Raw genomic sequence first — 24,503 nt, 5'->3', positions numbered from 1 at the left:
AACTCCCTACTTGTTCGCGCGCGGCTTGCCGGTGGCGACGAACTCGTCGCGGTGCTCGTCGGCGACGCCGGCGAGGTTCAGCTCGAAGGTGAAGCCCTGCTCGATCCGGTAGCTGGTGTGCACGTCCATCACGTCGATGCGGTTGATGGCTTCCTTGGCGCGCCGGATGACCCGGGTGTCCTTGGCGGCGATCTCGCCGGCGATCTTGAGTGCACACGCGTCGAGCTCGGAGCGCGGGACGACGTCGTAGACGGAGCCGAAGTGCTTGAGCGTCTGGGCGTCGACGTTCTTGGCCGTGTAGTACAGCGTGCGCATCATGTGCTGGGGGACCAGGCGCGCGAGGTGCGTGGCCGCACCGAGTGCGCCGCGGTCGACCTCGGGCAGGCCGAAGATCGCGTCGTCGGACGCGACGATGACGTCCGCGTTGCCGACCAGGCCGATGCCGCCGCCGACGCAGAAGCCGTTGACGGCGACCACGACGGGAACCTCGCAGTCGTAGACCGCGGAGAAGGCCGCAGCGCAGCCGCGGTTGGCGTCGATCAGCGCGCCGTGGCCCTCGGTGGCCTGCATTTCCTTGATGTCGACGCCTGCGTTGAAGCCGCGGCCCTCGGCCCGCAGGATCACCACGTGGGTGCTCGGATCCTTGCCCGCCGCGAGGACGGCGTCGGCCAGTTCGAACCATCCCTTAGACGGGATGGCGTTCACGGGCGGGTAGTCGACGGTGACCGTGGTGATGCCGGACCCGTCGGATTTGGAAGTGATTCCCATCGTGTTTCCTTAGGTAGGTCGCCAAACCAAGCGATTGCTTGGTAAGTTAGCACACCTGCGGGTCGGGCTGGAGTTCGCTTTTCGGCGGATGGCCCCCGACCCGCAGAGAATCCCTGACAGTGGAGGTACTGGTGGAGCTAGGTCTTGACGGCAGCGTGGTGCTGGTCACCGGCGGAGTGCGTGGTGTGGGTGCGGGCATCAGCCGCGCCTTTCTGCGCGCGGGCGCCACGGTGGTGACCTGCGCGCGACGGCCGGCCGACGAGCCGATCGAGGTGGATGGCCGCGGCGTGGAGTTCATCTCCTGCGACCTGCGCGACGCCGAGCAGGTGCAGTCGATGATCGATTCGATCGTCGCCACCCACGGTCGCCTCGACGCGGTCGTCAACAACGCGGGTGGGGCGCCCTACGCCCTCGCCGCGGACGCCAGCCCGCGCTTTCACTCGAAGATCGTCGAGCTCAATCTGCTCGCGCCGCTCCTGATCTCGCAGATCGCGAACGCCGTCATGCAGAAGCAGGACACCGGCGGCTCGATCGTGATGATCAGCAGCGTCAGCGGCAGTCGCCCCTCGCCGGGCACCGCCGCCTACGGCGCGGCCAAGGCGGGCATCGATAGCCTGGCGGCCAGCCTCGCGGTGGAATGGGCGCCGAAGGTCCGGGTGAACTCGATCGTCGTCGGGCTCGTCGAGACCGAGCAGAGTCACCTGCACTACGGCGGGGCCGACGGCCTCGCCGCGGTGAGCGAGACCGTCCCGCTGGGTCGGATGGCGCGGCCCGAGGACATCGGGAACTGTGCGACCTTCCTGGCATCGCCGCTGGCGTCCTACGTCAGCGGTTCGACACTGACCGTGCACGGCGGCGGCGAGCGCCCCGCCTTCCTGGCGGCATCAACAGCAGAGGAGACCAAGAAGTGAGCGGACTTGTAGACGGTCGCGTCGTCATCGTGACGGGCGCGGGCCGCGGTATCGGACGGGCGCACGCGCTGGCGTTCGCGGCCGAGGGCGCGAAGGTCGTCGTCAACGACATCGGCGTCGGCGGCGACGGCTCCGCGACCGGCGAGAGCCCCGGCGAGCAGGTTGTCGCGGAGATCATCGCCGCGGGCGGTCAGGCCGTGGTGAACGGCGACGACGTCGCGGACTGGGACGGCGCGCAGAACCTGATCAAGACCGCCATCGACAACTTCGGTGGCCTCGACGTGCTGGTCAACAACGCGGGCTTCCTGCGTGACCGGATGCTGGTCGGGATGAGCGAGGAGGAGTGGGACTCGGTCATCCGGGTGCACCTCAAGGGTCACTTCGCCCCGCTGCGGCACGCGGCCGCCTACTGGCGCGCCGAGTCCAAGGCCGGCCGCCCGGTGGACGCGCGGATCATCAACACCAGCTCGGGTGCAGGCCTGCAGGGCAGCATCGGCCAGGGCAACTACGCGGCCGCCAAGGCGGGCATCGCGGAGATGACCATCCAGGCCGCCGCCGAGCTGAAGAACTACGGCGTCTCCGTCAACGCGATCGCGCCCGCGGCGCGCACCCGGATGACGGTGGGCGCGGGCGGCGCGATGGCCGAGGCGATGGCCGCCCCCGAGGAGGGCTTCGACGCGATGGCGCCGGAGAACATCTCCCCGCTGGTGGTCTGGCTGGGCAGCACCGAGTCGAAGGCCGTCAGCGGCCGGGTGTTCGAGGTCGAGGGCGGCAAGATCACCGTCGCCGAGGGCTGGCGCCACGGCCCCACCCAGGACAAGGGCGAGCGCTGGGATCCGAAGGAGATCGGCCCCGTCGTTGCCGATCTGCTCGAGAAGGCGGAGACCCCCACCCCGGTCTACGGGGCGTAAGGCGTAAGGCGGCTGCGCCGCCCGTGCGCGGTTGACGAGTGTGTGGACTCGTCAACCGCGCACGGGCGCGGCGCCTAGGCGGGGGAGCGGACGATGACCGTCGTGCCGGGGAAGTAGGCGGCGAGTTCGGGCCGCGACAGCTTGATGACCGCGGTGCCGTAGCCCTGCTTGCGTGACTCGGGCGCGACCCACACCGCGAGCTCCACCTCGCCGCCGTGCAGTTCGCCGAACACGAGCCCGACGCATTCCGGCCGGTCGCCGCTGGTGTTCTCCGCGACGAACCACGCCGCGGTCTCCTCGTCGACCCGGCTCAGGCCCGCCCGGCGTTCTTCCTCGATGCGATCCGCCCCCCACGGGGTGCCGTCGTCGTCGAGCTGCTCGGCAGAGCGCCGGCGGTAGAGTGCCGCGTCCTCGTCGTCGTAGGTGAAGGGGCGCAGGCGCACGTTCGTCCCGGTGCTGAACGGGCGCTGTTCCGGCAGCCACTTCAGGGTGGCGTCCAGGTTGGTCACCTCGTCGCGGAGATGATCGCGCTCGAGCTTGGTCAGGCGCCCGAGCTGCAGACCCAGCACCGCGTTCGCGTTGTCCTCGGTGGTCTCGAGGAGCGCGCTCACACTGCGCACGGCGGCCGCGTGGTCGTCACTGTCGACGATGGCATCGAGGACCTCGTGTCGCAGATCGAGCGCCCGCAGCAGTGCGGAGGCGAGCTCGCGTCGGTCCAGGATCTGATCTTGGGGGCCAGCCGTCATGACGAAATCTCCCTATCCGTTGAGTGTGCAACAGCGGAGCTCGCATCTGCCGGGTGCGCAATCCTGCGGGCTCCCCCCAGATTGTCTGTCACCGGGCCCGCAATTGCTACGAACAGACGATCACGGGAATTGTCCGGTCCGTCCAGGACTGGTAGTCGTCGAATTCGGGATACATCTCGACCAGCTTCGGCCACAACTGCGCCCGCTCGTCCTCCTCGGCCACGGACGCGACCATGTTCCGTACCTGCGAACGGATCTGGATCGTCACGTTCGGATCGGCCTTGATGTTGAGGTACCAGAGCGGGTTCTTGGGCTGGCCGCCCTGCGAGGCGACCAGCACGATCCGGTCGCCGTCCTCCAGGTAGAGCAGGGGGCTCACCCGAGGCTCCCCGGACTTGCGCCCGGTGGTGGTGAGCAGGCAGATCGGCAGGCCGCTCTTCGCGGCGCTGCCGACCCGCCACTTGCCGCCGAGGCGCCCACCGGTCGCCCGATACGCGACGACGTTCGACTTCGACATCCACTTGATCAGGACTCGGGTGAACTGCGTGTCGAGCAGCGGTGGGCGCTTCATGGCCGGATCAGATCCGCTCGATGATGGTGCCGGTGGCCAGTGCGCCACCCGCGCACATGGAGATCAGCGCCGTCGAGGCGTCGCGGCGCTCGAGCTCGTGCAGGGCGGTGGTGATCAGTCGCGAGCCGGTGCTGCCGACGGGGTGGCCGAGCGCGAGCGCGCCGCCGTTGACGTTGACCTTGTCCATGTCCGGGCCGTGCACCCGGGCCCAGGACAGCGCGACGGAGGCGAAGGCCTCGTTGACCTCGAACAGGTCGAGGTCGCCGATCTTCATGCCGGCCTTCTCGAGCACCTTGGCGGTGGCCTGCACCGGTCCGTCGAGGTGGAACTCCGGCTCGGCGCCGACGAGCACCTGGGAGACGATCCGGGCGCGGGGCTTGAGGCCGAGCGCCAGGGCGCGGTCGGAGTCCATCAGCAGCACCGCGGCGGCGCCGTCGGAGATCTGGGAGGCGGTGCCCGCGGTGTGGATGCCGCCCTCGAGCACCGGCTTGAGCTTGGCGAGCGACTCCGCGGTGGTGTCGCGCAGGCCCTGGTCCCGGGAGACCACGGTGGTCTCGGCGGTGGGCAGCTTGTCCTCGCCGATGACGGGCGCCGTCACGGGCAGGACCTCGCGGTCGAAGCGGCCCTCCGCCCACGCCTGCTTCGCCAGCGCCTGCGAGCGCACGCCCAGTGCCTCGATGTCGTCGCGGGTGATGCCGCGGCGCTTGGCGATTCGTTCGGCCGCCTCGAACTGGTTGGGCATGTCGATGTCCCACGACGCGGGGCGGCGCGGGCCGGCCTCGGTGCCGACGTTGGCGCCGAGCGGGACCTGGCTCATCTGCTCGACACCGCAGGCGATGCCGATGTCGATGGCGCCGGTGGCGATGAGGCCGGCGATCAGGTGGTTGGCCTGCTGCGCGGAGCCGCACTGGCAGTCGATGGTGGTGGCGCCGACCTGCCACGGCAGGCCCGCCGCCAGCCAGGCGGTGCGGGTGACGTTGTTGGACTGGGCGCCGGCCTGGGTGACGCAGCCGCCGATGACCTGCTCGACGATCGCGGGGTCGATGCCCGCCCGCTCGAGAATCCCGACCTGAACCGCGCCCAGGGTCTCCGCCGCGTGCAGGCCGGACAGCCATCCGCCTCGCTTGCCGATCGGGGTACGGACTGCCTCGACGATTACTGGTGTGCCCACGGCGGGCTCCTTTCCACGTGTCTACAAAAAGTAGAACAGGTTCTCCCTCTTGAGCAAGGAGAATGCGCCCAGTTCTTTGCCTAGTCTTTCCCCCATCGAAGCTCTATGCTTCAATCTTTGTAGAACGTGTTCCACATCACGCGCGGCGCCGATCGCGATGGCAGGAGACAACAGTGGCACAGCCCAACATTCCCGCGGGATTCGACTTTACGGACCCCGATATCTACGCGCACCGGCTGCCGGTGGAAGAACTCGCCGAGGTCCGCAAGGCCGAGCCGGTGTACTGGGTCGAGCAGCCCGACGGTGTCGGCGGGTTCAACGACGGTGGCTACTGGCTGGTCACTCGGCACGAGGACATCCGCGACGTCTCGATGCGCAGCGACGTGTTCTCCGCCTGGGAGAACACCGTCATCCCGCGCTTCGCGGACGACATGCAGCGCGAGGCCATCGAGCTGCAGCGCTTCGTGCTCCTGAACAAGGACGCGCCGGAGCACACCAAGCTGCGCAAGCTCGTCTCCCGTGGGTTCACCCCGCGCGCGATCAACGGGATCAAGGACGAGCTCAAGGATCGCGCCGAGGCCATCGTCAAGGCCGCCGCCGCCGAGGGCAGCGGCGACTTCGTCACCCAGGTCGCGGCGGAGCTGCCGCTGCAGGCCATCGCCGAGCTCATCGGTGTGCCGCAGGAGGATCGCGGCAAGGTCTTCGAGTGGTCCAACCAGATGACCTCGTACGACGACCCCGAGTTCGCCGACATCGATCCGGCCGCCGCGTCGATGGAGGTCCTCGGATACGCCTACCAGCTGGCCGAGGCGCGCAAGCAGAACCCGGGCAACGACCTCGTCACCACGCTCATCGAGGCGGACATCGACGGCGACGAGCTCAGCCCCGAGGAGTTCGGCTTCTTCGTGATCGTGCTGGCGGTGGCCGGCAACGAGACCACCCGCAACGCCACCACGCACGGCATGAAGGCCTTCATCGACAACCCCGAGCAGTGGGAGCTGTACAAGAAGGAGCGCCCGAAGACCACGGCGGACGAGATCATCCGCTGGGCCACCCCGGTCGCCGCCTTCCAGCGCACCGCGCTCGAGGACACCGAGATCGGCGGCGTCGCGATCAAGAAGGGCCAGCGCGTGGTGATGAACTACGTCTCGGCGAACTTCGACGAGGAGGTGTTCGAGAACCCGGAGAAGTTCGACATCCTGCGCGACCCGAACCCGCACCTGTCGTTCGGCGGCACCGGCGCCCACTACTGCCTCGGCGCCAACCTGGCGCGCATGGAGATCGACCTGATCTTCAACGCGATCGCCGACTTCCTCCCGGACATCACCGAGGTCGGCGAGACCCGCCGCCTGCGCTCCGGCTGGCTCAACGGCATCAAGGAGTACCAGGTCGACTACAAGACCGGCGGCTGCCCGGTCGCCCACTAGGGCAGTCGATCCACCAGCACCATCCGGCAGCGCCGGCGCGGGTTCGCCGCGCCGGCGCTGCCGTTTTCGTATCGGTCGGCCTGCGGCCCCAGTGGCGCAGCCACTCGTCGCCTCAGCTGCGGAGCCATTCGTCCCAGGCGGGCGCCACCAGTTCGAACAGGGCCGTATAGCCGTCGGACCGCGGATGGGCGCCGTCGCCGTCGCGCACCTGCCGACGCCAGATGTCGTGCTTCTCCAGCGCGGTGAACACGTCGACGAAGGTGCAGCCGCACGCATCGCAGATCTCGCGGAAATCGTTGTTGAGCAGGAGGATCCGGCGGTTGTGCTCCTCGTCGTGCACGGGTGGTGGGCCGACGAAGAGGACCGGCGCGTCCCCGGCGACGTCCAGGCAGTGGATCAGGTTGTCGCGTGAGGTCGTGGCGGGGACCCGTGGACCGACGCCCTCGTCGGTCGCGTCGTTGACGCCGAACGAGAACACCAGTCGCAGCTCCGTGCCCGTGGGCCTGCGGCGCTCGACCTCCTCGCGCAGCCGCGCCCGGATGTCGGTCGAGGTGTCGCGTCGGATCCCCAGGTTGTAGCCGGTGGCCGGTCGTCCCGCCCGCGCGCTGCGGGCCAGCAGCCTGCCGGTCCAGCCGAGCGCGGTCTCGTCGCCGACGCCCGCGACGAAAGAGTCGCCGACGAAACAGATCCGGAGGTCCTCCGATTGCCATTGCACTGAAATATCGTCCTCCCGATCGGCTGCGGTCGGACCCACTCTGCCGTCAAACGAGAAGGGCCGCACCTCGATTTCCATCACCGGTGACAAGTAGAGCTTGTTATCGCCGACGCGGAACTCGGTCACATCGGGGATCCATTTCTAGTTCGGCGCGCTGGCTTCGAAGTCACGCTCAAGCAGGTTCGGAGCAACCGTGCTTGGGGACCGGCTCGCGGGGTGTGGTGCGTCTACCCGGCTGCATCCAGCTCCGGATCATCTGTTCGGTGCCCGAGTAAATAGCCGATCGGATGATGTGGGCCCCTGTGCCCGATTCGTAACGTGGAGGACATGAACATCATCTCGCCGATCTCCCGCCGTACCGCTGTCGCCGCCTCGACCGTCGTGCTCGCCGCACTCGCGATCGCCCCGACCGCCGCCGCTGCCGCCGCACCCGCCGCGCCGGCGTCCGTCGCCTCGTTCCGCGTCGCGCAGACCCCCTCGGATGTGCTCGCCTCGACCCCGTGGAAGACCACCAGCGCGATCGACCAGGACGGCAACCGCGTCGCCCTCGACAACCCGGCCGTCTCGAACTTCGTGGGCTGGGCCTACTTCAAGGCAGACGGCACGTACACGATGTACAACCTCGACGACAGCCCCAAGCTGCACGGCGACTGGACCGTCAACCCCGACGGCTCCGAGCGCTGGATCAACGCGAAGAACGACGCCGGCCAGGTTCTCTTCCAGCGTGTCGTCCCGATCACCCAGCTCGACAAGAACGTCTTCACTTACCGCATCTTCCCGAACGCAGCCGACACGAGCGTCTACTACGACATCGTGCACACCAAGACCAACCACGTCGAGCCCGGCACCGACGGCCGCGGCCCCGGCGCGAACGGCAACCAGGGCGGCAACGGCAACGCCGGCTACCACTTCAACAACGGCAACAGCCACTGACCCGAACAACACAGAAGGCCCGGTCCCCGATGGGGGCCGGGCCTTCTGTGTGTTCTGGGAGCGCCAGCAGGCCCCACCAGCATTTACGGGGTGCGGCCCTTCGGTCGTGTGGGGTATTACAGCTTGACGAGCGTCTTCATCGCCCGGTCGACCTCCCAGAAGGCCCGGATCGACTGCAGCTTGCCTTCGTCGTTCACCCGGTAGATGAACACGCCCTCGGCGTCGATCTGGTTGCCGGCCACCACGGACCGGATGCTGCCGATGTAGACCATCTCGTCACCACACTGCAGGGTGTCCCTGATGTCGAAGACCAGTGACTCGGTGTTCGCGATGGTCATGTCGTAGAAGCGGGCGATGGCCTCGCGGCCGTGGTGGCCCTTGCCCTCGGGGTCGAAACCCGAACGGCCGACCGGGTCCTCGACCCAACCGTCCTCCGCGAACAGCGCCAGCCACTCCTCCTTGCGCTTGCCGCTCGCGGCGGACTGCGACGCGCGCGAGGCGATCCGGACGGGGTGCTCCGTCGCGGTATCGGTCATGACGCACCTCCCGCGATGTTGTCGACCGCGAACTTGCGCAGCGAGTCCTGCTTCGCCTCGAGCGGACCGTCGAACGGCACGCCGTCGAAGATCCACGGCACCACGATGGCGTCGGTGATGCCCGCACCGGCGAGTTCGGCATAGCCGTCCTTGCCGAAGCGGTCGATGCACACGGCCTGCATCTCGAAAGGCTCATCCGCGCGGCCGTATTCGGCCCGCAGATCATCGAGCTTGCGCTTGGTCTCGACGAGGTCCTTGAACTTCATCATCGCCGAGGTCCAGCCGTCGCCCACCCGGGCGGCCCGGCGCAGCGCCACGTCGGTGTGTCCGCCGACGTAGAACGGCACCGGCTTGCTCGGTGCGGGGCTGATCTGGAGCCGGTCGAAATCGTAGAACTCGCCGTGGAACTCGACCATGCCGCCCGCGAGGGTCAACTTGATGATCTCGATCATCTCGTCGACGCGGGCACCGCGCTTCTTGAACGGCACGCCGCACCACTCGAATTCCTCCGGCGCCCAGCCGATCCCGACGCCGAAACCGAACCGGTTCCCGGTCAGGTTCGCCACGGACCCGACCTGCCGCGCGAGCAGCAGCGGGTTCCGCGACCCCAGCTTGAGCACGTTCGTGTAGAAGCCGATGGTGGTGGTGGCCGCGCCCAGCGCCGCAGCGGCGATCAGCGGATCCACCCACGGCGTCTCGGCATTCCACATCCGGGAGCCGTCGGGGGTGTACGGGTAGTCCGCCGCCGCCGTCTCCATGTAGAACAGCGAGTCCGGCAGGGCGATGTTGGCGAACCCGCACTCCTCGGCGGTCTGCGCGAGCGGGATGAGCTGATCGAGCGGGCTCATCGCGATTCCGACGGTGAACTTCACTGCGCGTCCCTTCTAGTTGGTCGGGCGGTCGGTGCCGACCACCCACATCGCGAAGTACTGCGAGCCACCGCCGTACGCGTGACCGAAGGCCTTGCGTGCGCCGTCGACCTGGTGGTCACCGGCCCGCTCCATCACCTGCATCGCCGATTCGGCGTAGCGGATCATGCCGGACGCGCCGATCGGATTCGACGAGAGCACGCCGCCCGACGCGTTGACCGGCATCTGACCGCCGATCGCGGTCTCGCCTGCCTCGGTGAACTTCCAACCCTGGCCCTCCGGCACGAAGCCGAGGTTCTCCAGCCACATCGGCTCGAACCAGGAGAACGGCACGTAGATCTCGGCCTCGTCGATCTCGGTGAGCGGATCGGTGATGCCCGCGGCCTTCCACAGCGCGGCCGCGGCGTCCCGGCCTGCCTGCGGGTTGGCGACATTGCGGCCGGCGTACGCCAGCGGCTCGGTGCGCATCGCGGTGGCGTGGATCCACGCGACCTTGCGCCCCTCGGAGAGGATCTCCTTCGCTGCGTCCTCGTTGCCGATGACGATCGCGCAGGCGCCGTCCGACGACGGGCAGGTCTCGTCGTAACGGATGGGGTCCCAGAGCATCTGGGACGCCTGCACCGACTCGACGGTGATGTCGGGCTGCTTGAGGTGCGCGTACGGGTTCATCGCCCCGTTGCGGCGGTCCTTGACGGCCACCATCGCACCGATGTGGTCGGGGGCGCCCGATCGGCGGATGTACGAGCGCACGTGCGGCGCGAAGAACCCGCCCGCGCCCGCGCCGACCGGCATCGTGAACGGCACCGGCGTGGACAGCGCCCACATCGCGTTGGACTCGGACTGCTTCTCCCACGACACGGCGAGCACCCGCTTGTGGACACCGGACTGCACCAGGCTGGCCGCGACATTGCCGGTCGAGGCGCCGACCGAGCCGGCGGTGTGCACGCGCAGCAGCGGTTTACCGTTGGCGCCCAGCGCATCCGACATCGCGAGCTCCGGCATCATCGACCCCTCGAACAGGTCGGGTGCCTTACCGATCACGATGGCGTCGATGTCGTCCCAGCCGACGTGGGCGTCGGCCATCGCGCGGTCGACCGCCTCGCGGATCATGCCTGCCATCGTGACGTCGTGGCGCTTGGCGACGTAGTAGGTCTGGCCTGTGCCGAGGACGGCTGCCAATTGCTTCGCCATCAGTTGTTGCGTCCTTCCATGACTGCGACCAGGTTCTGCTGCAGCACAGGGCCACTGGTGGCGTGGGCGAGGGTGCGCTGCGCGTCACCGCTCATGATCTTCTGTGCCGCATAGCCGATGCGCTCGAGGCCGCCGGAGAACATCGGGTTGCCGGTCAGTGGACCGCCCGACGGGTTGATCGTGGTGGCGTCGGTCAGCCCGATCGCCTCGCGCAGGATGATCTCCTGATGCGTGAACGGGGCGTGCAGCTCGGCGACGTCGATGTTCGAGACGTCACCACCGGTCGCGGCGCGGGCTGCGGCCGCGGTCGACGGCGACGTGGTCAGGTCGCGCGACCCGATGACGGGGGAGTCGATCCGGTGCTCGATCCCGGTGATCCACGCGGGCCGCTCGCACAGCTCGCGGGCGCGGTCGCCGCGGGCCAGGATGATCGCGGCCGCACCGTCGGTGATCGGCGCGCAGTCGTGCGCGCGCAGCGGGTCCGCGACGTACTCGGACGCCAGCAGCGTTTCGATGTCGACGTCGCCGGAGAGCTGCGCGTTCGGGTTGCTCTTCGCGGCGGCGCGACTGCGCTTGGCGATCTGCGCCATGTCCTCGGCCGTCCACTTGCCTGCCTCGAGCCCGATCCGGGCCTGCAGGCCTGCCATGGAGACGGAGTCCGGCCACAGCGGGGCGACCAGGTACGGGTCGGTCTGCATCGCGAGGATCTGCCGCAGGTTGCCTGCGGAGGACTTGCCGAAGCCGTACACCAGCGCGGTGTCGACCTCACCGGTCATGATCTTGACCCAGGCCTCGTACAGCGCCCAGGCGGCGTCCATCTCGACGTGCGACTCGTTGATCGGCGGCACGGCCCCGATCGAGTCGATCGCGGAGATGAACGAGAACGAGCGGCCGGCCAGGTAGTCGGAGGATCCCGAGCACCAGAAACCGATGTCGGACTTGGTGATTCCGAGCTCCGCGTACAACTGTTGGAAGCAGGGGACGAGCATCTCGACACCGTTGGTGGTGCCGGTTGTCTCGCGCACATGGGGGGCCTGTGCGAAGCCGACGACTGCAATGTCTGTCATGGTCTTTTCGGCTCCTAGAGGTGGTGCTTGTAGGTGTCGTAGTCCGCGTCCGGCTCGCCGCTGGGACGGAAATGGGAGACGTTCCGGAGTGAGTACACCCACTCCTCCTTCGGCCGCCAGACGGCCTCGACCCGCATGCCCATCCGGACCTCGGCCGGATCGACCTCGAGGATCAGGTGCAGGAACGGGATGTCCGCGCCGTCGAGCAGGACGTAGGCCGCGACATACGGGGGCTTGATCGACTGGCCCAGGAACGGGACGTTGACGATGCAGAAGGTCGTGATGACGCCCTTGTCGGACACCTCGACCTGCTCCTTGGTCGGCATGCCGTCGGTCGGGTTGGCGCCGCGCGGCGGCACGTAGACCTTGCCGTTCGCGTCGGTGCGGCCACCGATGATCTTGCCCTCCATCAGACCGAGGAGGTAGTAGGTCTCCTCGAACGAGGCGGTGTGCGTGTAGTGCAGGTCGATCGGGGTGACGATGTCGGTGACGGGCTCGCCGCCGGACGGCGCCGGGGTCGACTCGCTCTCGCCGGGTTCGAAGCACGCGATGTCGCGGATGTGCCCGGTGCGCTCGTCGGCCCAGCGGACCCGCACCCGCATACCGGTACTCATCGCGTCCGCCGATCCGGCGTCGACGGCGTGCAGGATCGACGTGTCGGCGCCGTCCAACTTGACCAGCGCCCACGCGAACGGGTGGCTCAGTGGCTGACCCTCGATGGGATCAGGCATCCACGTCCAGCTGACGACAGTGCCGGTGTCCGAGACGTCGACGAAGTCGGTCATCGGCTCGTGGGTGGTGGGGTCGAACTCCGTCGGCGGCACGTGGACGCGACCATCGGAGCCACGGGCGCCTACGACCTTCCGGTCGCGTAGGCCGGTGACGAATGCTCCGATGGTCGGTCCAACGGACCGCGTGTAGTCGAATTTGAGATTTAGTGGTGCCCTCAGGGGCTGCTCGGCCACTTGGGTCTTTTCAGGGGTCACAAAGTCGAGTAGAACAGGTTCTTATTCCACTGGCAATAGTCACTGTTGAACTGGAGGATTTTCGTGAAGCTTGGGTTGCAACTCGGATACTGGGGCGCGCAGCCCCCCGCCAATGCCCAGGAGTTGGTGACCGAGGCCGATACGGCGGGATTCGACGCGGTCTTCTCGGCCGAGTCGTGGGGCAACGACGCGTTCACCCCGCTGGCGTGGTGGGGCTCGAGCACGGAGCGGATCCGGCTCGGCACCTCGGTGGCACAGCTGTCCGCCCGGACGCCCACCGGTGCCGCGATGCACGCGCTGACCCTCGACCACCTCTCCGGTGGCCGGGCGATCCTCGGCCTCGGTGTCTCCGGGCCGCAGGTCGTCGAGGGCTGGTACGGACAGCCCTTCCCGAAGCCGTTGGCGCGCACCCGCGAGTACGTCTCGATCGTGCGGCAGGTGCTCGCACGGGAGGCGCCGGTGACCAACGACGGCCCGCACTACCCGCTGCCGTACCGCGGCGAGGGGGGCATGGGGCTCGGCAAGCCGCTCAAGCCGATCACCCATCCGCTGCGCGCTGACCTGCCGATCTGGCTCGGTGCGGAGGGCCCGAAGAACGTCGCACTGACCGCGGAGATCGCCGACGGCTGGCTGGCGATCTACTACACCCCGCGCCTGGCGCCGATGTACAACGAATGGCTCGACGAGGGTTTCGCGCGCCCGGGCGCCCGGCGCAGCCGCGAGGACTTCGAGATCGCGGCCACCTGTCAGGTCGTCATCACCGACGACCGGGCCGCGGAGATCGCGAAGCTCAAGCCGATCACCGCGCTGTACGTCGGCGGGATGGGTGCGCCCGAGCTGAACTTCCACGCCCAGGTGTACACCCGGATGGGATACGGCGAGGAGGTCAAGGAGATCGGCAGGCTCTTCCTGTCGGGCCGCAAGGAAGAGGCGGCCGCGATCGTCCCGGACCAGATGGTCACCGACACGATGATCATCGGCAACGTGGACGAGGTGCGCACCCAGGTCAAGCAGTGGGAGGAAGCCGGCGTCACCATGCTGCTGGTGACCTGTCGGAACGTCGAGCACATGCGTCAGCTCGTGGCGGCGGTCAACCCCGCCTGAGGCGGGTGGAACACGTTCCAGGATTGCGGGAGCGCCCGCGGCGAACAAAACCCCGGCGGCTCGGTGTCGAGCCGCCGGGGTCTTGGGTTCTACTGTCGATCCGCGGGCTACTTGCCCTGGAACTTCGGGGCGCGCTTCTCGGCGAACGAGCGCGGACCCTCCTTGGCGTCGTCGCTCTTGAACACCTCGGCGCCGATCTCGGCCTCGAGCTTGAAGGCCTCCTCCTCGTGCATGCCCTCGGTGACGCGGATGGTCTTGAGGATCGCCTGGACGGCGACCGGGCCGTTGGCGGCGATCGCGTCGGCGATCTCGAGCGCCTTGGTCAGCGCCTGTCCGTCCGGGACGACGTGGCCGATCAGGCCGAGTTCCTTGGCCTCGGGCGCCGGGACGTTCCGGCCGGTGAGCAGGATCTCGGCGGCAACGGTGTAGGGGATCTGGCGGACCAGGCGGACCGCCGAGCCGCCGAGCGGGAACAGTCCCAGCCGCGCCTCGGAGACGCCGAACTTGGCGCTCTCGCCCGCGACCCGGATGTCGGTGCCCTGCAGGATCTCGGTGCCGCCGGCGATGGCCGCGCCCTCGACGGCGGCGATCAGCGGCTTGGTCAGTCGGCGGCCCTTGAGCAGCGCCGGCAGCTTGGTCAGGTCCATGCCGCCCTTGGCGAACGTGTCGCCGGGGGCGTTCTTGTTCATGGCCTTGAGGTCCATGCCGGCGCAGAACGTGCCCCCGGCTCCGGTCAGGATCGCGACGCGGATGTCCGGGTCGGCATCGACCTGGTCCCAGGCCTCGGTCATGATCGCCATCATCTCGCCGGACAGGGCGTTGCGGGCCTCGGGGCGATTCATCGTCACGATGAGGACATGGCCGCGCTTCTCGACGAGGCAGTGTGCGGATCGTTCCGAAATGTCGGAAATCTCGGCTGTGGTGGAGGACACTCTCGGCTCCCGATATCGTGTGAGTTGAGTCTCATACTGGCTCTTGCCAGAAACGGTAACACGTTCTACTTTATGGGCGTGGCCCTAAATATCGCAGACTTCGTTGAGCACTCCATCGACCTGAATCCCGAGCGCGTCGCGCTGCGGGACAGCGAGCGCGAGATCACCTACGCGCAGTTGGAGGAGCGGGCCAACCGACTCGCCCACTACCTGCAGGATCAGGGCGTCAAGCCGGGTGACAAGGTGGGCATCTACAGCCGCAACACCATCGAGGCAATCGAGTCGATGGTCGCGGTGTTCAAGGCCCGCGCGGTGATGGTCAACGTGAACTACCGCTACGTCGAGAACGAGTTGCAATACATCTTCGACAACTCGGACATGGCCGCGCTGATCGTCGAGCGTCGCTACGTGGACAAGGTGGCCAATGTGCTACCCAACACCCCACTGGTCAAGACGGTCATCGTGGTCGAGGACGGCACCGACCTCGACTACTCCGCCTTCGACGGCGTCGAGTACGAGCACGCCCTGTCCCTCGGTTCGCCCGAGCGCGACTTCGGTGACCGCAGCCCAGACGACATCTTCATGCTCTACACCGGTGGTACCACCGGCGCGCCGAAGGGTGTGATGTGGCGCCACGAGGACTGGTGGCGTGTGCTCGGCGGCGGCACCAACTTCGTGACCGGCGAGGTCGTCGAGGACGAGTGGGAGCAGGCCAAGGTCGGTGCCGCGAACCCGGCGATGGTCCGGTTCCCGATCCCCCCGATGATCCACGGCGGTGCCCAGTCGGCGGTGTTCCACAGCCTCTTCGGCGGCGGCACCTGCGTCATGCACCCCGAGTTCAACGCCCACGAGGTGTGGCAGGTCATCGACGAGCACAAGGTCAACCTCATCTTCATCACCGGCGACGCGATGGCGCGTCCGATGCTCGACGCCCTCGTCGAGGGCAACCCGAAGACCGGCGAGCCCTACGATCTGTCGACGCTCTACGTGATGGCGTCCAGCGCCGCGCTGTTCTCGCCGGCTCTCAAGGAGCAGTTCCTCGACCTGCTGCCCAACCGCCTGATCACCGACTCCATCGGCTCCTCGGAGACCGGTTTCGGCGGGCTGAGCACGGTGACCAAGGGCTTCGAGCACACCGGCGGACCGCGGGTGAAGATCGATGCCTCCACCGACGTCCTCGACGAGGACGGCAACAAGGTGGAGCCGGGCTCGGGCAAGGTCGGCATGCTGGCCCGCCACGGCCACATCCCGCTCGGCTACTACAAGGACGAGGTCAAGACGGCCGCGACCTTCAAGGTCATCAACGGCACCCGCTACTCGATCCCCGGCGACTACGCCACGGTCGAGGCGGACGGCACCGTCACGATGCTCGGCCGCGGCTCGGTCTCCATCAACAGCGGCGGCGAGAAGATCTACCCGGAAGAGGTCGAGGGCGCGCTCAAGTCGCACCCGGACGTCTTCGACGTGCTGGTGGTCGGCGTGCCCGACGAGCGCTTCGGCCAGCGGGTCGCCGCCGTCGTGGCCACCCGTGAGGGCGCCCGCCCGAGCCTCGCCGACCTGGTGACGGCGGCCCGCAAGGAGATCGCCGGCTACAAGGTGCCGCGCAGCCTCTGGTTCGTCGACGAGATCAAGCGCTCGCCCGCCGGCAAGCCCGACTACCGCTGGGCCAAGGAACAGACCGAACTGCGCGACGCCGACGACCACAACGGTGCGTCCGCGTCCGCAAGTGCAAGCTGATGCGTAACGAGCTGGCCGACAAGTTCGGCATCCAGTACCCGATCTTCGCCTTCACCCCGTCGGAGCATGTCGCGGCGGCGGTGTCGCGGGCGGGCGGGCTCGGCGTGCTGGGCTGCGTGCGGTTCAACGATCCGGACGAGCTCGAGGCCACCCTCAGCTGGATGGACGAGAACACCGACGGCAAGCCGTACGGCGTCGACATCGTCATGCCCGCGAAGGTCCCCACCGAGGGGGCGGCCGTCGATCTGGACAAGCTGATCCCGGCGGAGCACCGTGCGTTCGTCAACCGCACGCTCGACGAGCTCGGCGTGCCGCCGCTCTCGGACGACGTCGAGCACGCCACCGGTGTGCTGGGGTGGCTGCACTCGGTGGCCCGGGCTCAGGTCGATGTCGCGCTGCGGCACCGTCCGGCCCTCATCGCGAATGCGCTCGGGTCGCCACCGAAGGACATCATCGACGAGGCGCACGCACACGGTGTTCCGGTCGCCGCACTGGCGGGCGCGGTCAGCCACGCACGCGGCCACGTGGCCAACGGTGTCGACATTGTCATCGCCCAGGGCTACGAGGCGGGCGGGCACACCGGCGAGATCGCCTCAATGGTCCTGGTGCCCGAGATCGTCGACGCGGTCGGCGATTCCGCCACCGTGCTGGCCGCGGGCGGCATCGGCAGCGGGCGTCAGATCGCCGCCGCGTTGAGCCTCGGCGCGTCCGGCGTGTGGATGGGTTCGTACTGGCTCACCGCCGCCGAGTACAAGCTGGGCAGCGCGTCGGGCGAGGGCCCGTCCGCGATCCAGCGCGCGCTGCTCGACGCGACGTCCTCGGACACCGTGCGCTCGCGGATCTACTCCGGGAAGCCGGCCCGGCTGCTCAAGACCAAGTGGACCGAGGCCTGGTCCAAGCCGGGTGCACCCGAGGCACTGCCGATGCCGCTGCAGAACCTGCTGGTCAGCGAGGCACACCAGCGGATCGTGGCCTCCGAGAACCCCGAGGTCGTGGCGATGCCCGCCGGGCAGATCGTCGGGCGGATGAACGAGATCCGGCCGGTCGCCGATTCCATGGCCGATCTGGTCGCCGAGTTCGAGGCGACCGTCGCGCGACTGAACAAGCTCAAGTAACACCGCCGCCCACGCAGCGGAAGTCAGGCCACACGCGAAGGCCGGGTACGAATCTCGTACCCGGCCTTCGCGTTGTCTAGGAGTTCAGCTCGGCGTCGAGCTTCGCCCGCAACTCCTGGGTGACCGGCTCGAACTCGACACCGCCGGGAGCGCGGTACCAGACCGGGTCGGTGCTGTGCCAGCGCTCGGCGCTCAGGGTGCGTCCGAGCACCTTGTAGGTGGCGGTGCGCGGCAGGTCCGCGCAGACCCGGACGAAGCTCGGCAGCTGCTTCGGGCCCAGATCCGGCTGTGCACCGAGGAATCCGGCGAACTCGCCGATGTCGAAGCCGTCGGTCGCCACGAGCGCCACGGCCACCCGGTCGCCGACCTGCGGATCGGGCACGGCGTAGGCGGCCACGTCGACCACCGCGGGATGCCTGCCGATGATGGCCTCGATCGGGGCGGTGCCCAGGTTCTCGCCGTCGACCCGCATCCAGCCGGAGCTGCGGCCGGCGAAGTACACGAAGCCGTCGGCGTCCCGGTAGCCCAGATCGCCGCTCCAGTACTGGCCGTTCCGGACCCGCTCTGCCTCGGCCGCGGGGTTCTTGTAGTAGCCGGCGAAGCTTCCGGTGCCCGCGGTGTTCACCAGCTCACCGGTCGCGACGTCGGCGTTCGCGATCCGACCGGCGCTGTCGAACTCCGCTGCGGGGCAGGGCGTCCCGGTGTCGGGGTCGAGCACCTCGATGCCGGCGGGGAGCAGTCCGAGGGCGCCGGGCGGGGTGCCCGGACTCCGTGGGATCAGCACGCCGCCCTCGGTGGAACCGAAGCCGTCGACCACCCGGACGTCGAACCTGCGCCCGAACTCGGCGATGGCGGACGGTGATCCCTCGTTGCCGTAGAGCACCCTCAACGGGTTGTCCACGTCGTCGGGCTGCTCCGGGGTGGCCAGGACATAGGCGAGGGGCTTGCCGACGTAGTGCGCGTAGGTGGCACCGAACCGCCGGACGTCCGGGATGAACTGGGACGCAGAGAGCTTGCGGCGCAACGCGAGGTTCGCGCCGACGGCGACGGCGACCGCCCAACAGGCCATCACCGCGCCCGAGTGGAACATCGGCATCGAGATGTAGGCGGTGTCGGCGGCGGACAGCCCGAACCGTTCGGCGAGCATGACGCCGGGTCCCGCCACCATGCGGTGGGTCACCCGGACCGCCTTCGGGTCCCCGCTGGTGCCGGAGGTGAAGATCAGCATGAACAGGTCGTCGCCCGCGGGAGCGGGGGACGACGGGGCGCTGCCGCGGTGCGCGGCAAGCAGATCCGGCCACTCGGGGCCGTCGACGGTCAGGACCCGGACACCGCCGAGATCGAGTCCGTCGAGCAGGGCGAGACGCTCGGTGTCGGTGACCACCACCTGGCAGTCGGCGCGCGCGATGTCGCCGGCGAGTGCCTCGCCGCGCCGGGTGGTGTTCAGGCCCACCACGACCGATCCGCCCAGCGCCGCCGCGCCGAGCAGTAGGGAGAACTCCGGCACGTTGTCCAGCAGCACCCCGACGTGTCGGGGTGCTGCCGGGTCGAACAGGGCCGCCAGGCCCGCCGCCAGACCGGCGCTGAGTGCGACGTGCTCGGACCACGGAATTCTCTTGTCCTCGAACAGGATTCCGTGGTCGTCGTCGTCTCGAAGCCGGAGCAACAGATCGGTGACGGTGGGCATCGCGGTCGTCATGTGTGCAGCCTAGGTTCAGGCCGGCACGTCGGCGAGGATCTGTCCCAGCCTGCGCAACTGCTCGGTGGCCGAGCCGAGCGCGAACTCGTTGTGCTTGGCCGCCAGGAAGTAGCGGTGTACCGGGTGGTCGCGGTCGAGGCCGACACCGCCGTGGATGTGGATCACGGTGTGTGCGACGCGGTGGCCCGCATCGGCCGCCCAGAACTTCGCGGTCCGGACCTCCTCCTCGGCGGGCAGGTTCTCACTGAGCCGCCAGGCGGCCTGCCACAGCGTGGACCGGACACCCTTGACGTCGATGAAGGCGTCGGCCAGGCGCTGGGCCACGGCCTGGAAGCTGCCGATCGGGCGGTCGAACTGGACCCGCTCCCGCGCATACTCCGCGACCAGCTCCAGGGCCCGCTCCAGGGTGCCGAGCTGGGTCGCGCTCAGCGCGACCGCGGCGCGGGCCAGGATCGAGTCGACGATCTCGGCACCGCGCTCGGTGCCGCCGAGGACCTGGTCGGTGCCGACGACGGCCCCGGACAGCTCCACCAGCGACTCGGCGCTGTAGTCGGTGGTGATCTGACGCTCGACGCGCACGCCCGGGTTGGACGGCTCGACCAGGAAGACCGCGACGCCCTCCGGGGTGGTCGCCGGTACCAGGATGACGTCCGCGAAGGCGGCCGCGGGCACGGTGATCTTGGTGCCGGTGATCGACCAGCCGTCGGCGGTGCGCTCGGCGCGGGTGACCGGCCGGGCGGGATCGGGGTTGAGTTCCTCGGCGAGTGCGACGGTGAGGACGACCTCGCCTGCGCCTGCCCTCCGGGCCAGGTCGCGCTGCGCCTCGTCGCCGTGCTCGGCCAGCGCGGACGCGGCCAACACGATCGAGCTCAGGTACGGCACGGGGGAGAGCGTGCGGCCGAGCTCCTGCAGCACGGTGCTCTGCTCGAGGATGCCGAATCCACCCCCGCCGACCGTTTCCGGCAGCGCCGCGGCGAGCACTCCCGCGTCGGCGAGCGCCTGCCAGAGCTTGTCGTCGAAGCGGTCCTCGGCGGCGTCGAGCTCGCGGAGGCGGTCGTTGGTGGTCAGCTTCTCGGCAATGCTCCGGGTCAGCTGTTCGAGGTCCTGCTGGGCCTCGGTACGTGTGAAGTCCATCGGAAGTCCTTGGGTACGTGGAGGGTCGGTCGGCGGATGCGGGCCGTTACCGCTTCGCGGGAGGTTGACCCAGCGCCGTCATGGCGAGGATGTCGCGCTGCACCTCGTTGGTGCCGCCGCCGAAGGTGAGGATCAGCGAGGAGCGGTGCATCCGCTCGACGCGTCCGCGCAGTACCGCGCCCGCGGAGTCCTGACGCAGGTAGGCCAGCGGTCCGAGGACCTCCATCAGCAGCCGGTACGCCTCGGTCGCGAACTCGGTGCCGAAGACCTTGCACGCGGAGGCGTCACCCTTGCTCGGGGCGTGCGCGGAAGCGACTTCCCAGTTCAGCAGCTTGAGGTACTCGGTCTTGGCGTGCACCCGAGCGAGGTTGATCTGCACCCACTCCTGGTCGATGACCCGGCTGCCGTCCGCCATCTTGGTGTTCTGTGCCCACTCGATCGTCTGGCGCAGCGCGCCCTGGATCGGGGCGGCCGAGACCAGCGCGACCCGCTCGTGGTTGAGCTGGTTGGTCATCAGCGACCAGCCGCCGTTTTCCTCGCCGACCAGAGCCGAGGACGGCACGCGCACGTCCTGGTAGTAGGTGGCGCTGGTATCCGGACCGGCCATCGTGTGGACGGGCGTGTACGAGAAGCCCTCGGCGGTGGTCGGCACGATGAGCATGCTGATGCCCTTGTGCTTCTTGGCCGTCGGGTCGGTGCGGACGGCGAGCCATACGTAGTCCGCGTACGCGATGAGGCTGGTCCACATCTTCTGGCCGTTGATGACGTAGTCGTCGCCGTCCTTGACCGCGGTGCTGCGCAGGCTGGCGAGGTCGGTGCCGGCGCCGGGCTCGGAGTAGCCGATGGAGAAGTGCAGTTCGCCGGCCGCGATCTTGGGCAGGAAGAACTTCTTCTGCTCCTCCGAGCCGTAGTGCATGATCGTCGGCGCGACCGAGTTGATGGTGAGGAACGGCACCGGCGCGCCGGCGATCGCGGCCTCGTCGGTGAAGATCAATTGGTCGAGTGCCGAGCGCTCCTGTCCGCCGTACTCCTTGGGCCAGCCGAGGGCCAGCCATCCGTCTCGGCCCATCTCGCGCACGACGTCGCGGTAGACGGTGCCCGAGCCGTACTCGCCGGTCTGGGCGCTGAGCGCTTCGCGGCGCTCGGGAGTGATGAGCTTCGCGAAGTAGGCGCGCAGCTCCTCCCGCAGCTTCTGCTGCTCGGCCGTGTAGGTGATTTGCATCGGTACCTCTCAGGTCTCTGACACAGGTTCTAGTCTGTTTGGTGCTGCTATCTCGTTGCGATCAGCCGAGCGCCCGGGGCGTGCTTTCGGCCCGTCACTATGGGTTTTCCGCATCATTGCACAGGAGTGGAACGGGTTCTAGTCTTATGCTGGATCTGCCCGCGGGTCCAGCCCATAGACCCGCGTGCCGCAGACGTCGATTCGAACGAGAAGTGAGGTTCATTCATGGAGGTCAAGGTCGATAGGGATCGCTGTGAGGCGAACGGTGTCTGCGTCGGTATCGCACCTGACATCTTCGATCTGACGGACGACGACGAACTGGTGATCACGCAGCCCGGTGACGACGCCGATTCGGTGGCCAAGATGGAGGAGTCGGTCGCCCAGTGCCCGCGCGCTGCACTGACCCTCGAGCGCTGACTGTTCTTGCCGGGAATAAGAACACGTTCTAGAGTGAGCGCCGTCACGGATGTGACGGCGGACCCGCTCCGGGGACCGCATCGAAATCACGAAGGCAGTGGTGAGTTTGACTAGTCGCGAGGTAAGTCTGGACGGCAAGGTCGCAATCGTGACCGGTGGTGCGTCGGGTCTCGGCAAGGCCGAGGCGCTCGGCCTCGCCCGGGCGGGCGCAAACGTCGTCATCAACGATCTGGTGGCCAACGAAAACGCGGATGCGGTCCTCGACGAGATCCAGACCCTCGGCGGCAAGGCGGTGTTCGTCCCCGGCGACATCGGCGAGCGCGCCACCGCCGACGCATTGATGGAGGCCGCCCAGCAGGCAGGCGGCGTCGACATCGTGGTCAACAATGCGGGCATCGTGCGGGACAAGATGCTGTTCAGCATGTCCGACGAGGACTGGGATCTGGTTCTCAAGGTGCACCTTCGCGGCCACTTCCTGCTGTGCCGCAACGCCGCCGTGCACTGGCGGGCCGAGTCGAAGGCGGCGGGCGCACCGGTCTACGGCCGCCTGATCAACACGTCCTCCGAGGCCGGCCTGCTCGGCCCCGCGGGGCAGCCGAACTACGGGGCGGCCAAGGCTGGCATCACCGCCCTCACCCTCTCCGCCGCGCGCGGGCTCGAGCGTTACGGCGTCCGCGCCAATGCGATCTGCCCGCGGGCGCGCACGGCGATGACCGAGAACGTCTTCGGCGACGCCCCCGAGGATGGCACCGACCCGCTTTCGCCCGAGCACGTCGTGAACCTGGTGTCGTACCTGGCCTCGCCCGCGGCCGACGCCATCAACGGCCAGGTCTTCATCGTCTACGGTCCGATGGTGGCGCTGATGGCCGCACCGGTCGTGGAACAGCGATTCGATTCGCCGGATGCGGCGTGGAGCCCGGAGGGCCTCGCCGACTCGCTCGGCGGCTACTTCGAGGGACGCGACCCCGCGCGGATGTTCGCGGCGACCGAAGCGGTCAAGTCGCTCGGCTGATCGGTAGCGTTCGGCCGTACCTGAGAAACGCCCGGATTTCGGCACGTAGGCGCAGTTGCTGGGTGAAGATGAGGTCCGGCGTGGGTTCTGCCCGCACCGCAAGCAATGAGTACGTGTTCTAGATTTCCGCATGTCCGGGTGGGGTGGGGACGAATCCCGGAGTGGTCGCGGCGCAGCGCCCGAGTGACCGAACGAGCGTGGGGGACAGCCTTCGCACTTGAGTGGACGCTCGGTGTCGTCGACGATGACCATCGGGGTCTCGCAGCACCTGATTGATGAAAGACAAAGGGAGTCAACGTGGGCGGATGCCGCGTGCTCGGAGTTCGCCTCCGACCATGCGGCTCCGTGCGCGCAGAATCTGCCCGGCTTGCCGCTGAACCGCAGTGTCATCCCGGGGGGTCCGCTCTCCCGACGGTACGAGTTGACCAGCACCGATGCGTCCGGAGGCGACACCTTTGACAGGTGAACACGTTCTAGTTAATATGACCTGCATCACAGGCATCCGGGGGGATTTCACCGCCCCCCAGTGGTGCCCTGCGCGAGAACACTGACGAGGAGGCACGATGGACGACCTCCTTCTGGTGCCGCTGCGTGCCGTGGGCGGCTTCTTCGCGATGGCGGGGGAGACCTTCAAGGCAATGGGCCAGCGGCCGTTCCAGCGCCGTGAATTCGTGGACCAGGCCTGGTTCGTGGCCCGGGTGTCGATGGTGCCGACGGTGCTCGTCGCCGTCCCGTTCACCGTGCTGGTGGCCTTCACGATCAACATCCTGCTGCGCGAGATCGGCGCCGCCGACCTCAGCGGCGCGGGCGCCGCGCTCGGCGCGGTCACCCAGGTGGGGCCGATCGTGACCGTGCTGATCGTCGCGGGCGCCGGCGCGACCGCGATCTGCGCCGACCTCGCCGCGCGGACGATCCGCGAGGAGATCGACGCGATGAAGGTGCTCGGCATCAACCCGATCCACCGGCTGGTGGTGCCCCGGGTGCTGGCCTCGACGGTGATCGCGCTGCTCCTCAACGGCCTGGTGTGCACCATCGGCATCGTCGGCGGCTTCGTGTTCTCGGTCTTCCTGCAGGACGTGAACCCCGGCGCGTTCATCAACGGGATCACCCTGCTCACCGGTTTCGGCGAGCTGATGATCTCGCAGCTCAAGGCGGGGTTGTTCGGAATGATCGCGGGACTGGTCGCCTGCTTCCTCGGGCTCAACGTAAAGGGTGGCGCAAAGAGTGTGGGTGACGCGGTGAACCAGACGGTCGTCTTCGCGTTCATGGCGCTGTTCGTGGTGAACGTCCTGGTCACCGCCATCGGCATCAAGCTGACGGCGGGGTGAC

At 68.3% G+C, this 24,503-nt stretch carries 24 protein-coding genes and 1 pseudogene; 10 read left to right on the top strand and 15 right to left on the bottom strand.

Annotated features, from left to right (window positions below; translation table 11 throughout):
* Window positions 1–6 precede the first annotated feature (6 nt).
* Complete coding sequence (gene echA20 / locus ACFQS9_RS08740) at window positions 7–768, bottom strand: (7aS)-7a-methyl-1,5-dioxo-2,3,5,6,7,7a-hexahydro-1H-indene-carboxyl-CoA hydrolase (protein WP_378403578.1); 762 nt, start codon at window positions 766–768, stop codon at window positions 7–9.
* 131 nt (window positions 769–899) lie between these two features.
* Between echA20 and ACFQS9_RS08735 the strand changes: the two genes are divergently transcribed.
* Window positions 900–1,679, top strand: a complete 780-nt coding sequence (locus ACFQS9_RS08735) for an SDR family oxidoreductase (protein ID WP_027502830.1) — start codon at window positions 900–902, stop codon at window positions 1,677–1,679.
* Window positions 1,676–2,590, top strand: coding sequence for an SDR family oxidoreductase (locus tag ACFQS9_RS08730; protein ID WP_378403576.1), 915 nt, complete (start codon window positions 1,676–1,678; stop codon window positions 2,588–2,590). Before ACFQS9_RS08735 ends, ACFQS9_RS08730 begins: the two co-directional genes overlap by 4 nt.
* 74 nt (window positions 2,591–2,664) lie before the next feature.
* Here the strand turns inward: ACFQS9_RS08730 and ACFQS9_RS08725 are convergent, their stop codons facing one another.
* The 3 genes from ACFQS9_RS08725 to ACFQS9_RS08715 all read right to left on the bottom strand — a co-directional run bounded on the left by ACFQS9_RS08725 (window position 2,665) and on the right by ACFQS9_RS08715 (window position 5,078).
* Window positions 2,665–3,336: a GNAT family N-acetyltransferase gene (locus tag ACFQS9_RS08725; protein WP_378403574.1), complete on the bottom strand. Its 672-nt coding sequence runs from the start codon at window positions 3,334–3,336 to the stop codon at window positions 2,665–2,667.
* A gap of 106 nt (window positions 3,337–3,442) precedes the next feature.
* A complete protein-coding gene (locus ACFQS9_RS08720) occupies window positions 3,443–3,907 on the bottom strand; it encodes a nitroreductase family deazaflavin-dependent oxidoreductase (RefSeq protein ID WP_378403572.1) in 465 nt (154 codons plus the stop codon).
* A gap of 7 nt (window positions 3,908–3,914) precedes the next feature.
* Window positions 3,915–5,078 carry a steroid 3-ketoacyl-CoA thiolase gene (locus ACFQS9_RS08715; protein WP_378403570.1) on the bottom strand — a complete coding sequence of 388 codons (1,164 nt, stop codon included), beginning with the start codon at window positions 5,076–5,078 and terminating at the stop codon, window positions 3,915–3,917.
* A 173-nt stretch (window positions 5,079–5,251) separates the two neighbouring features.
* Between ACFQS9_RS08715 and ACFQS9_RS08710 the strand changes: the two genes are divergently transcribed.
* Window positions 5,252–6,505 (top strand): cytochrome P450, encoded by a 1,254-nt coding sequence (locus ACFQS9_RS08710; protein WP_378403568.1) that lies wholly within the window; start codon window positions 5,252–5,254, stop codon window positions 6,503–6,505.
* A gap of 112 nt (window positions 6,506–6,617) precedes the next feature.
* On the opposite strand, the gene ACFQS9_RS08705 is transcribed toward ACFQS9_RS08710, so the two are convergent.
* Together ACFQS9_RS08705 and ACFQS9_RS08700 are read right to left on the bottom strand one after the other, a co-directional pair.
* On the bottom strand, window positions 6,618–7,220 hold the full coding sequence (locus ACFQS9_RS08705) for a DUF459 domain-containing protein (protein WP_378403566.1): 603 nt from the start codon (window positions 7,218–7,220) through the stop codon (window positions 6,618–6,620).
* 69 nt (window positions 7,221–7,289) lie between these two features.
* Window positions 7,290–7,427, bottom strand: a pseudogene (locus tag ACFQS9_RS08700) (IS3 family transposase); the annotation flags it as partial.
* 120 nt (window positions 7,428–7,547) lie between these two features.
* Here ACFQS9_RS08700 and ACFQS9_RS08695 point away from each other — a divergent pair.
* Window positions 7,548–8,153: a DUF4822 domain-containing protein gene (locus tag ACFQS9_RS08695; RefSeq protein ID WP_378403564.1), complete on the top strand. Its 606-nt coding sequence runs from the start codon at window positions 7,548–7,550 to the stop codon at window positions 8,151–8,153.
* Between the two features lie 116 nt (window positions 8,154–8,269).
* Here the strand turns inward: ACFQS9_RS08695 and ACFQS9_RS08690 are convergent, their stop codons facing one another.
* From ACFQS9_RS08690 to ACFQS9_RS08670, 5 genes are read right to left on the bottom strand one after another with little or no spacing between them, the layout of a single operon-like run.
* Window positions 8,270–8,689: a nuclear transport factor 2 family protein gene (locus ACFQS9_RS08690; protein ID WP_378403562.1), complete on the bottom strand. Its 420-nt coding sequence runs from the start codon at window positions 8,687–8,689 to the stop codon at window positions 8,270–8,272.
* Window positions 8,686–9,561, bottom strand: coding sequence for a TIGR03619 family F420-dependent LLM class oxidoreductase (locus tag ACFQS9_RS08685; RefSeq protein WP_378403559.1), 876 nt, complete (start codon window positions 9,559–9,561; stop codon window positions 8,686–8,688). The genes ACFQS9_RS08690 and ACFQS9_RS08685 overlap by 4 nt, the downstream gene beginning before the upstream one ends.
* A 12-nt stretch (window positions 9,562–9,573) precedes the next feature.
* Window positions 9,574–10,749 carry a thiolase domain-containing protein gene (locus ACFQS9_RS08680; RefSeq protein ID WP_378403558.1) on the bottom strand — a complete coding sequence of 392 codons (1,176 nt, stop codon included), beginning with the start codon at window positions 10,747–10,749 and terminating at the stop codon, window positions 9,574–9,576.
* Window positions 10,749–11,816, bottom strand: coding sequence for a thiolase domain-containing protein (locus tag ACFQS9_RS08675; RefSeq protein ID WP_378403556.1), 1,068 nt, complete (start codon window positions 11,814–11,816; stop codon window positions 10,749–10,751). Before ACFQS9_RS08675 ends, ACFQS9_RS08680 begins: the two co-directional genes overlap by 1 nt.
* A gap of 14 nt (window positions 11,817–11,830) precedes the next feature.
* On the bottom strand, window positions 11,831–12,781 hold the full coding sequence (locus ACFQS9_RS08670) for a Zn-ribbon domain-containing OB-fold protein (RefSeq protein WP_378403554.1): 951 nt from the start codon (window positions 12,779–12,781) through the stop codon (window positions 11,831–11,833).
* Window positions 12,782–12,865: 84 nt separating this feature from the next.
* Between ACFQS9_RS08670 and ACFQS9_RS08665 the strand changes: the two genes are divergently transcribed.
* Entirely contained in the window at window positions 12,866–13,906 is a 1,041-nt protein-coding gene (locus tag ACFQS9_RS08665) for an LLM class F420-dependent oxidoreductase (protein ID WP_378403552.1), read from the top strand.
* Window positions 13,907–14,013: 107 nt separating this feature from the next.
* Here ACFQS9_RS08665 and ACFQS9_RS08660 read toward each other — a convergent pair whose 3' ends face one another.
* On the bottom strand, window positions 14,014–14,838 hold the full coding sequence (locus tag ACFQS9_RS08660; RefSeq protein WP_378403550.1) for a crotonase/enoyl-CoA hydratase family protein: 825 nt from the start codon (window positions 14,836–14,838) through the stop codon (window positions 14,014–14,016).
* Window positions 14,839–14,916: 78 nt separating this feature from the next.
* Here ACFQS9_RS08660 and ACFQS9_RS08655 point away from each other — a divergent pair, with 78 nt between their 5' ends.
* Together ACFQS9_RS08655 and ACFQS9_RS08650 are read left to right on the top strand one after the other, a co-directional pair.
* Entirely contained in the window at window positions 14,917–16,575 is a 1,659-nt protein-coding gene (locus ACFQS9_RS08655) for an acyl-CoA synthetase (RefSeq protein ID WP_378403548.1), read from the top strand.
* Window positions 16,575–17,690, top strand: a complete 1,116-nt coding sequence (locus ACFQS9_RS08650; protein ID WP_378403547.1) for an NAD(P)H-dependent flavin oxidoreductase — start codon at window positions 16,575–16,577, stop codon at window positions 17,688–17,690. Before ACFQS9_RS08655 ends, ACFQS9_RS08650 begins: the two co-directional genes overlap by 1 nt.
* Window positions 17,691–17,766: 76 nt before the next feature.
* Here ACFQS9_RS08650 and ACFQS9_RS08645 read toward each other — a convergent pair whose 3' ends face one another.
* Genes ACFQS9_RS08645 through ACFQS9_RS08635 form a run of 3 tightly spaced genes read right to left on the bottom strand, consistent with a single transcriptional unit; the run spans window position 17,767 to window position 21,745 of the window.
* On the bottom strand, window positions 17,767–19,389 hold the full coding sequence (locus ACFQS9_RS08645; protein WP_378403545.1) for a long-chain-fatty-acid--CoA ligase: 1,623 nt from the start codon (window positions 19,387–19,389) through the stop codon (window positions 17,767–17,769).
* 15 nt (window positions 19,390–19,404) lie between these two features.
* Window positions 19,405–20,523 (bottom strand): acyl-CoA dehydrogenase family protein, encoded by a 1,119-nt coding sequence (locus tag ACFQS9_RS08640; RefSeq protein WP_378403543.1) that lies wholly within the window; start codon window positions 20,521–20,523, stop codon window positions 19,405–19,407.
* A 46-nt stretch (window positions 20,524–20,569) separates the two neighbouring features.
* A complete protein-coding gene (locus ACFQS9_RS08635; RefSeq protein ID WP_378403541.1) occupies window positions 20,570–21,745 on the bottom strand; it encodes an acyl-CoA dehydrogenase family protein in 1,176 nt (391 codons plus the stop codon).
* 225 nt (window positions 21,746–21,970) lie between these two features.
* Between ACFQS9_RS08635 and ACFQS9_RS08630 the strand changes: the two genes are divergently transcribed.
* The 3 genes from ACFQS9_RS08630 to ACFQS9_RS08620 all read left to right on the top strand — a co-directional run bounded on the left by ACFQS9_RS08630 (window position 21,971) and on the right by ACFQS9_RS08620 (window position 24,502).
* Window positions 21,971–22,162 carry a ferredoxin gene (locus ACFQS9_RS08630; protein WP_027503505.1) on the top strand — a complete coding sequence of 64 codons (192 nt, stop codon included), beginning with the start codon at window positions 21,971–21,973 and terminating at the stop codon, window positions 22,160–22,162.
* Window positions 22,163–22,259: 97 nt separating this feature from the next.
* Window positions 22,260–23,174 (top strand): 3-oxoacyl-ACP reductase, encoded by a 915-nt coding sequence (locus ACFQS9_RS08625; RefSeq protein WP_378403540.1) that lies wholly within the window; start codon window positions 22,260–22,262, stop codon window positions 23,172–23,174.
* Between the two features lie 563 nt (window positions 23,175–23,737).
* Window positions 23,738–24,502 (top strand): MlaE family ABC transporter permease, encoded by a 765-nt coding sequence (locus ACFQS9_RS08620; protein WP_378403538.1) that lies wholly within the window; start codon window positions 23,738–23,740, stop codon window positions 24,500–24,502.
* The last annotated feature ends 1 nt before the right edge of the window (window position 24,503 follow it).

Origin of the sequence: Rhodococcus daqingensis (assembly GCF_042665615.1) — a bacterium.
Taxonomy (GTDB): Bacteria; Actinomycetota; Actinomycetes; order Mycobacteriales; family Mycobacteriaceae; genus Rhodococcus_G; species Rhodococcus_G daqingensis.
This window is presented reverse-complemented; position numbering and strand designations above follow the sequence as displayed.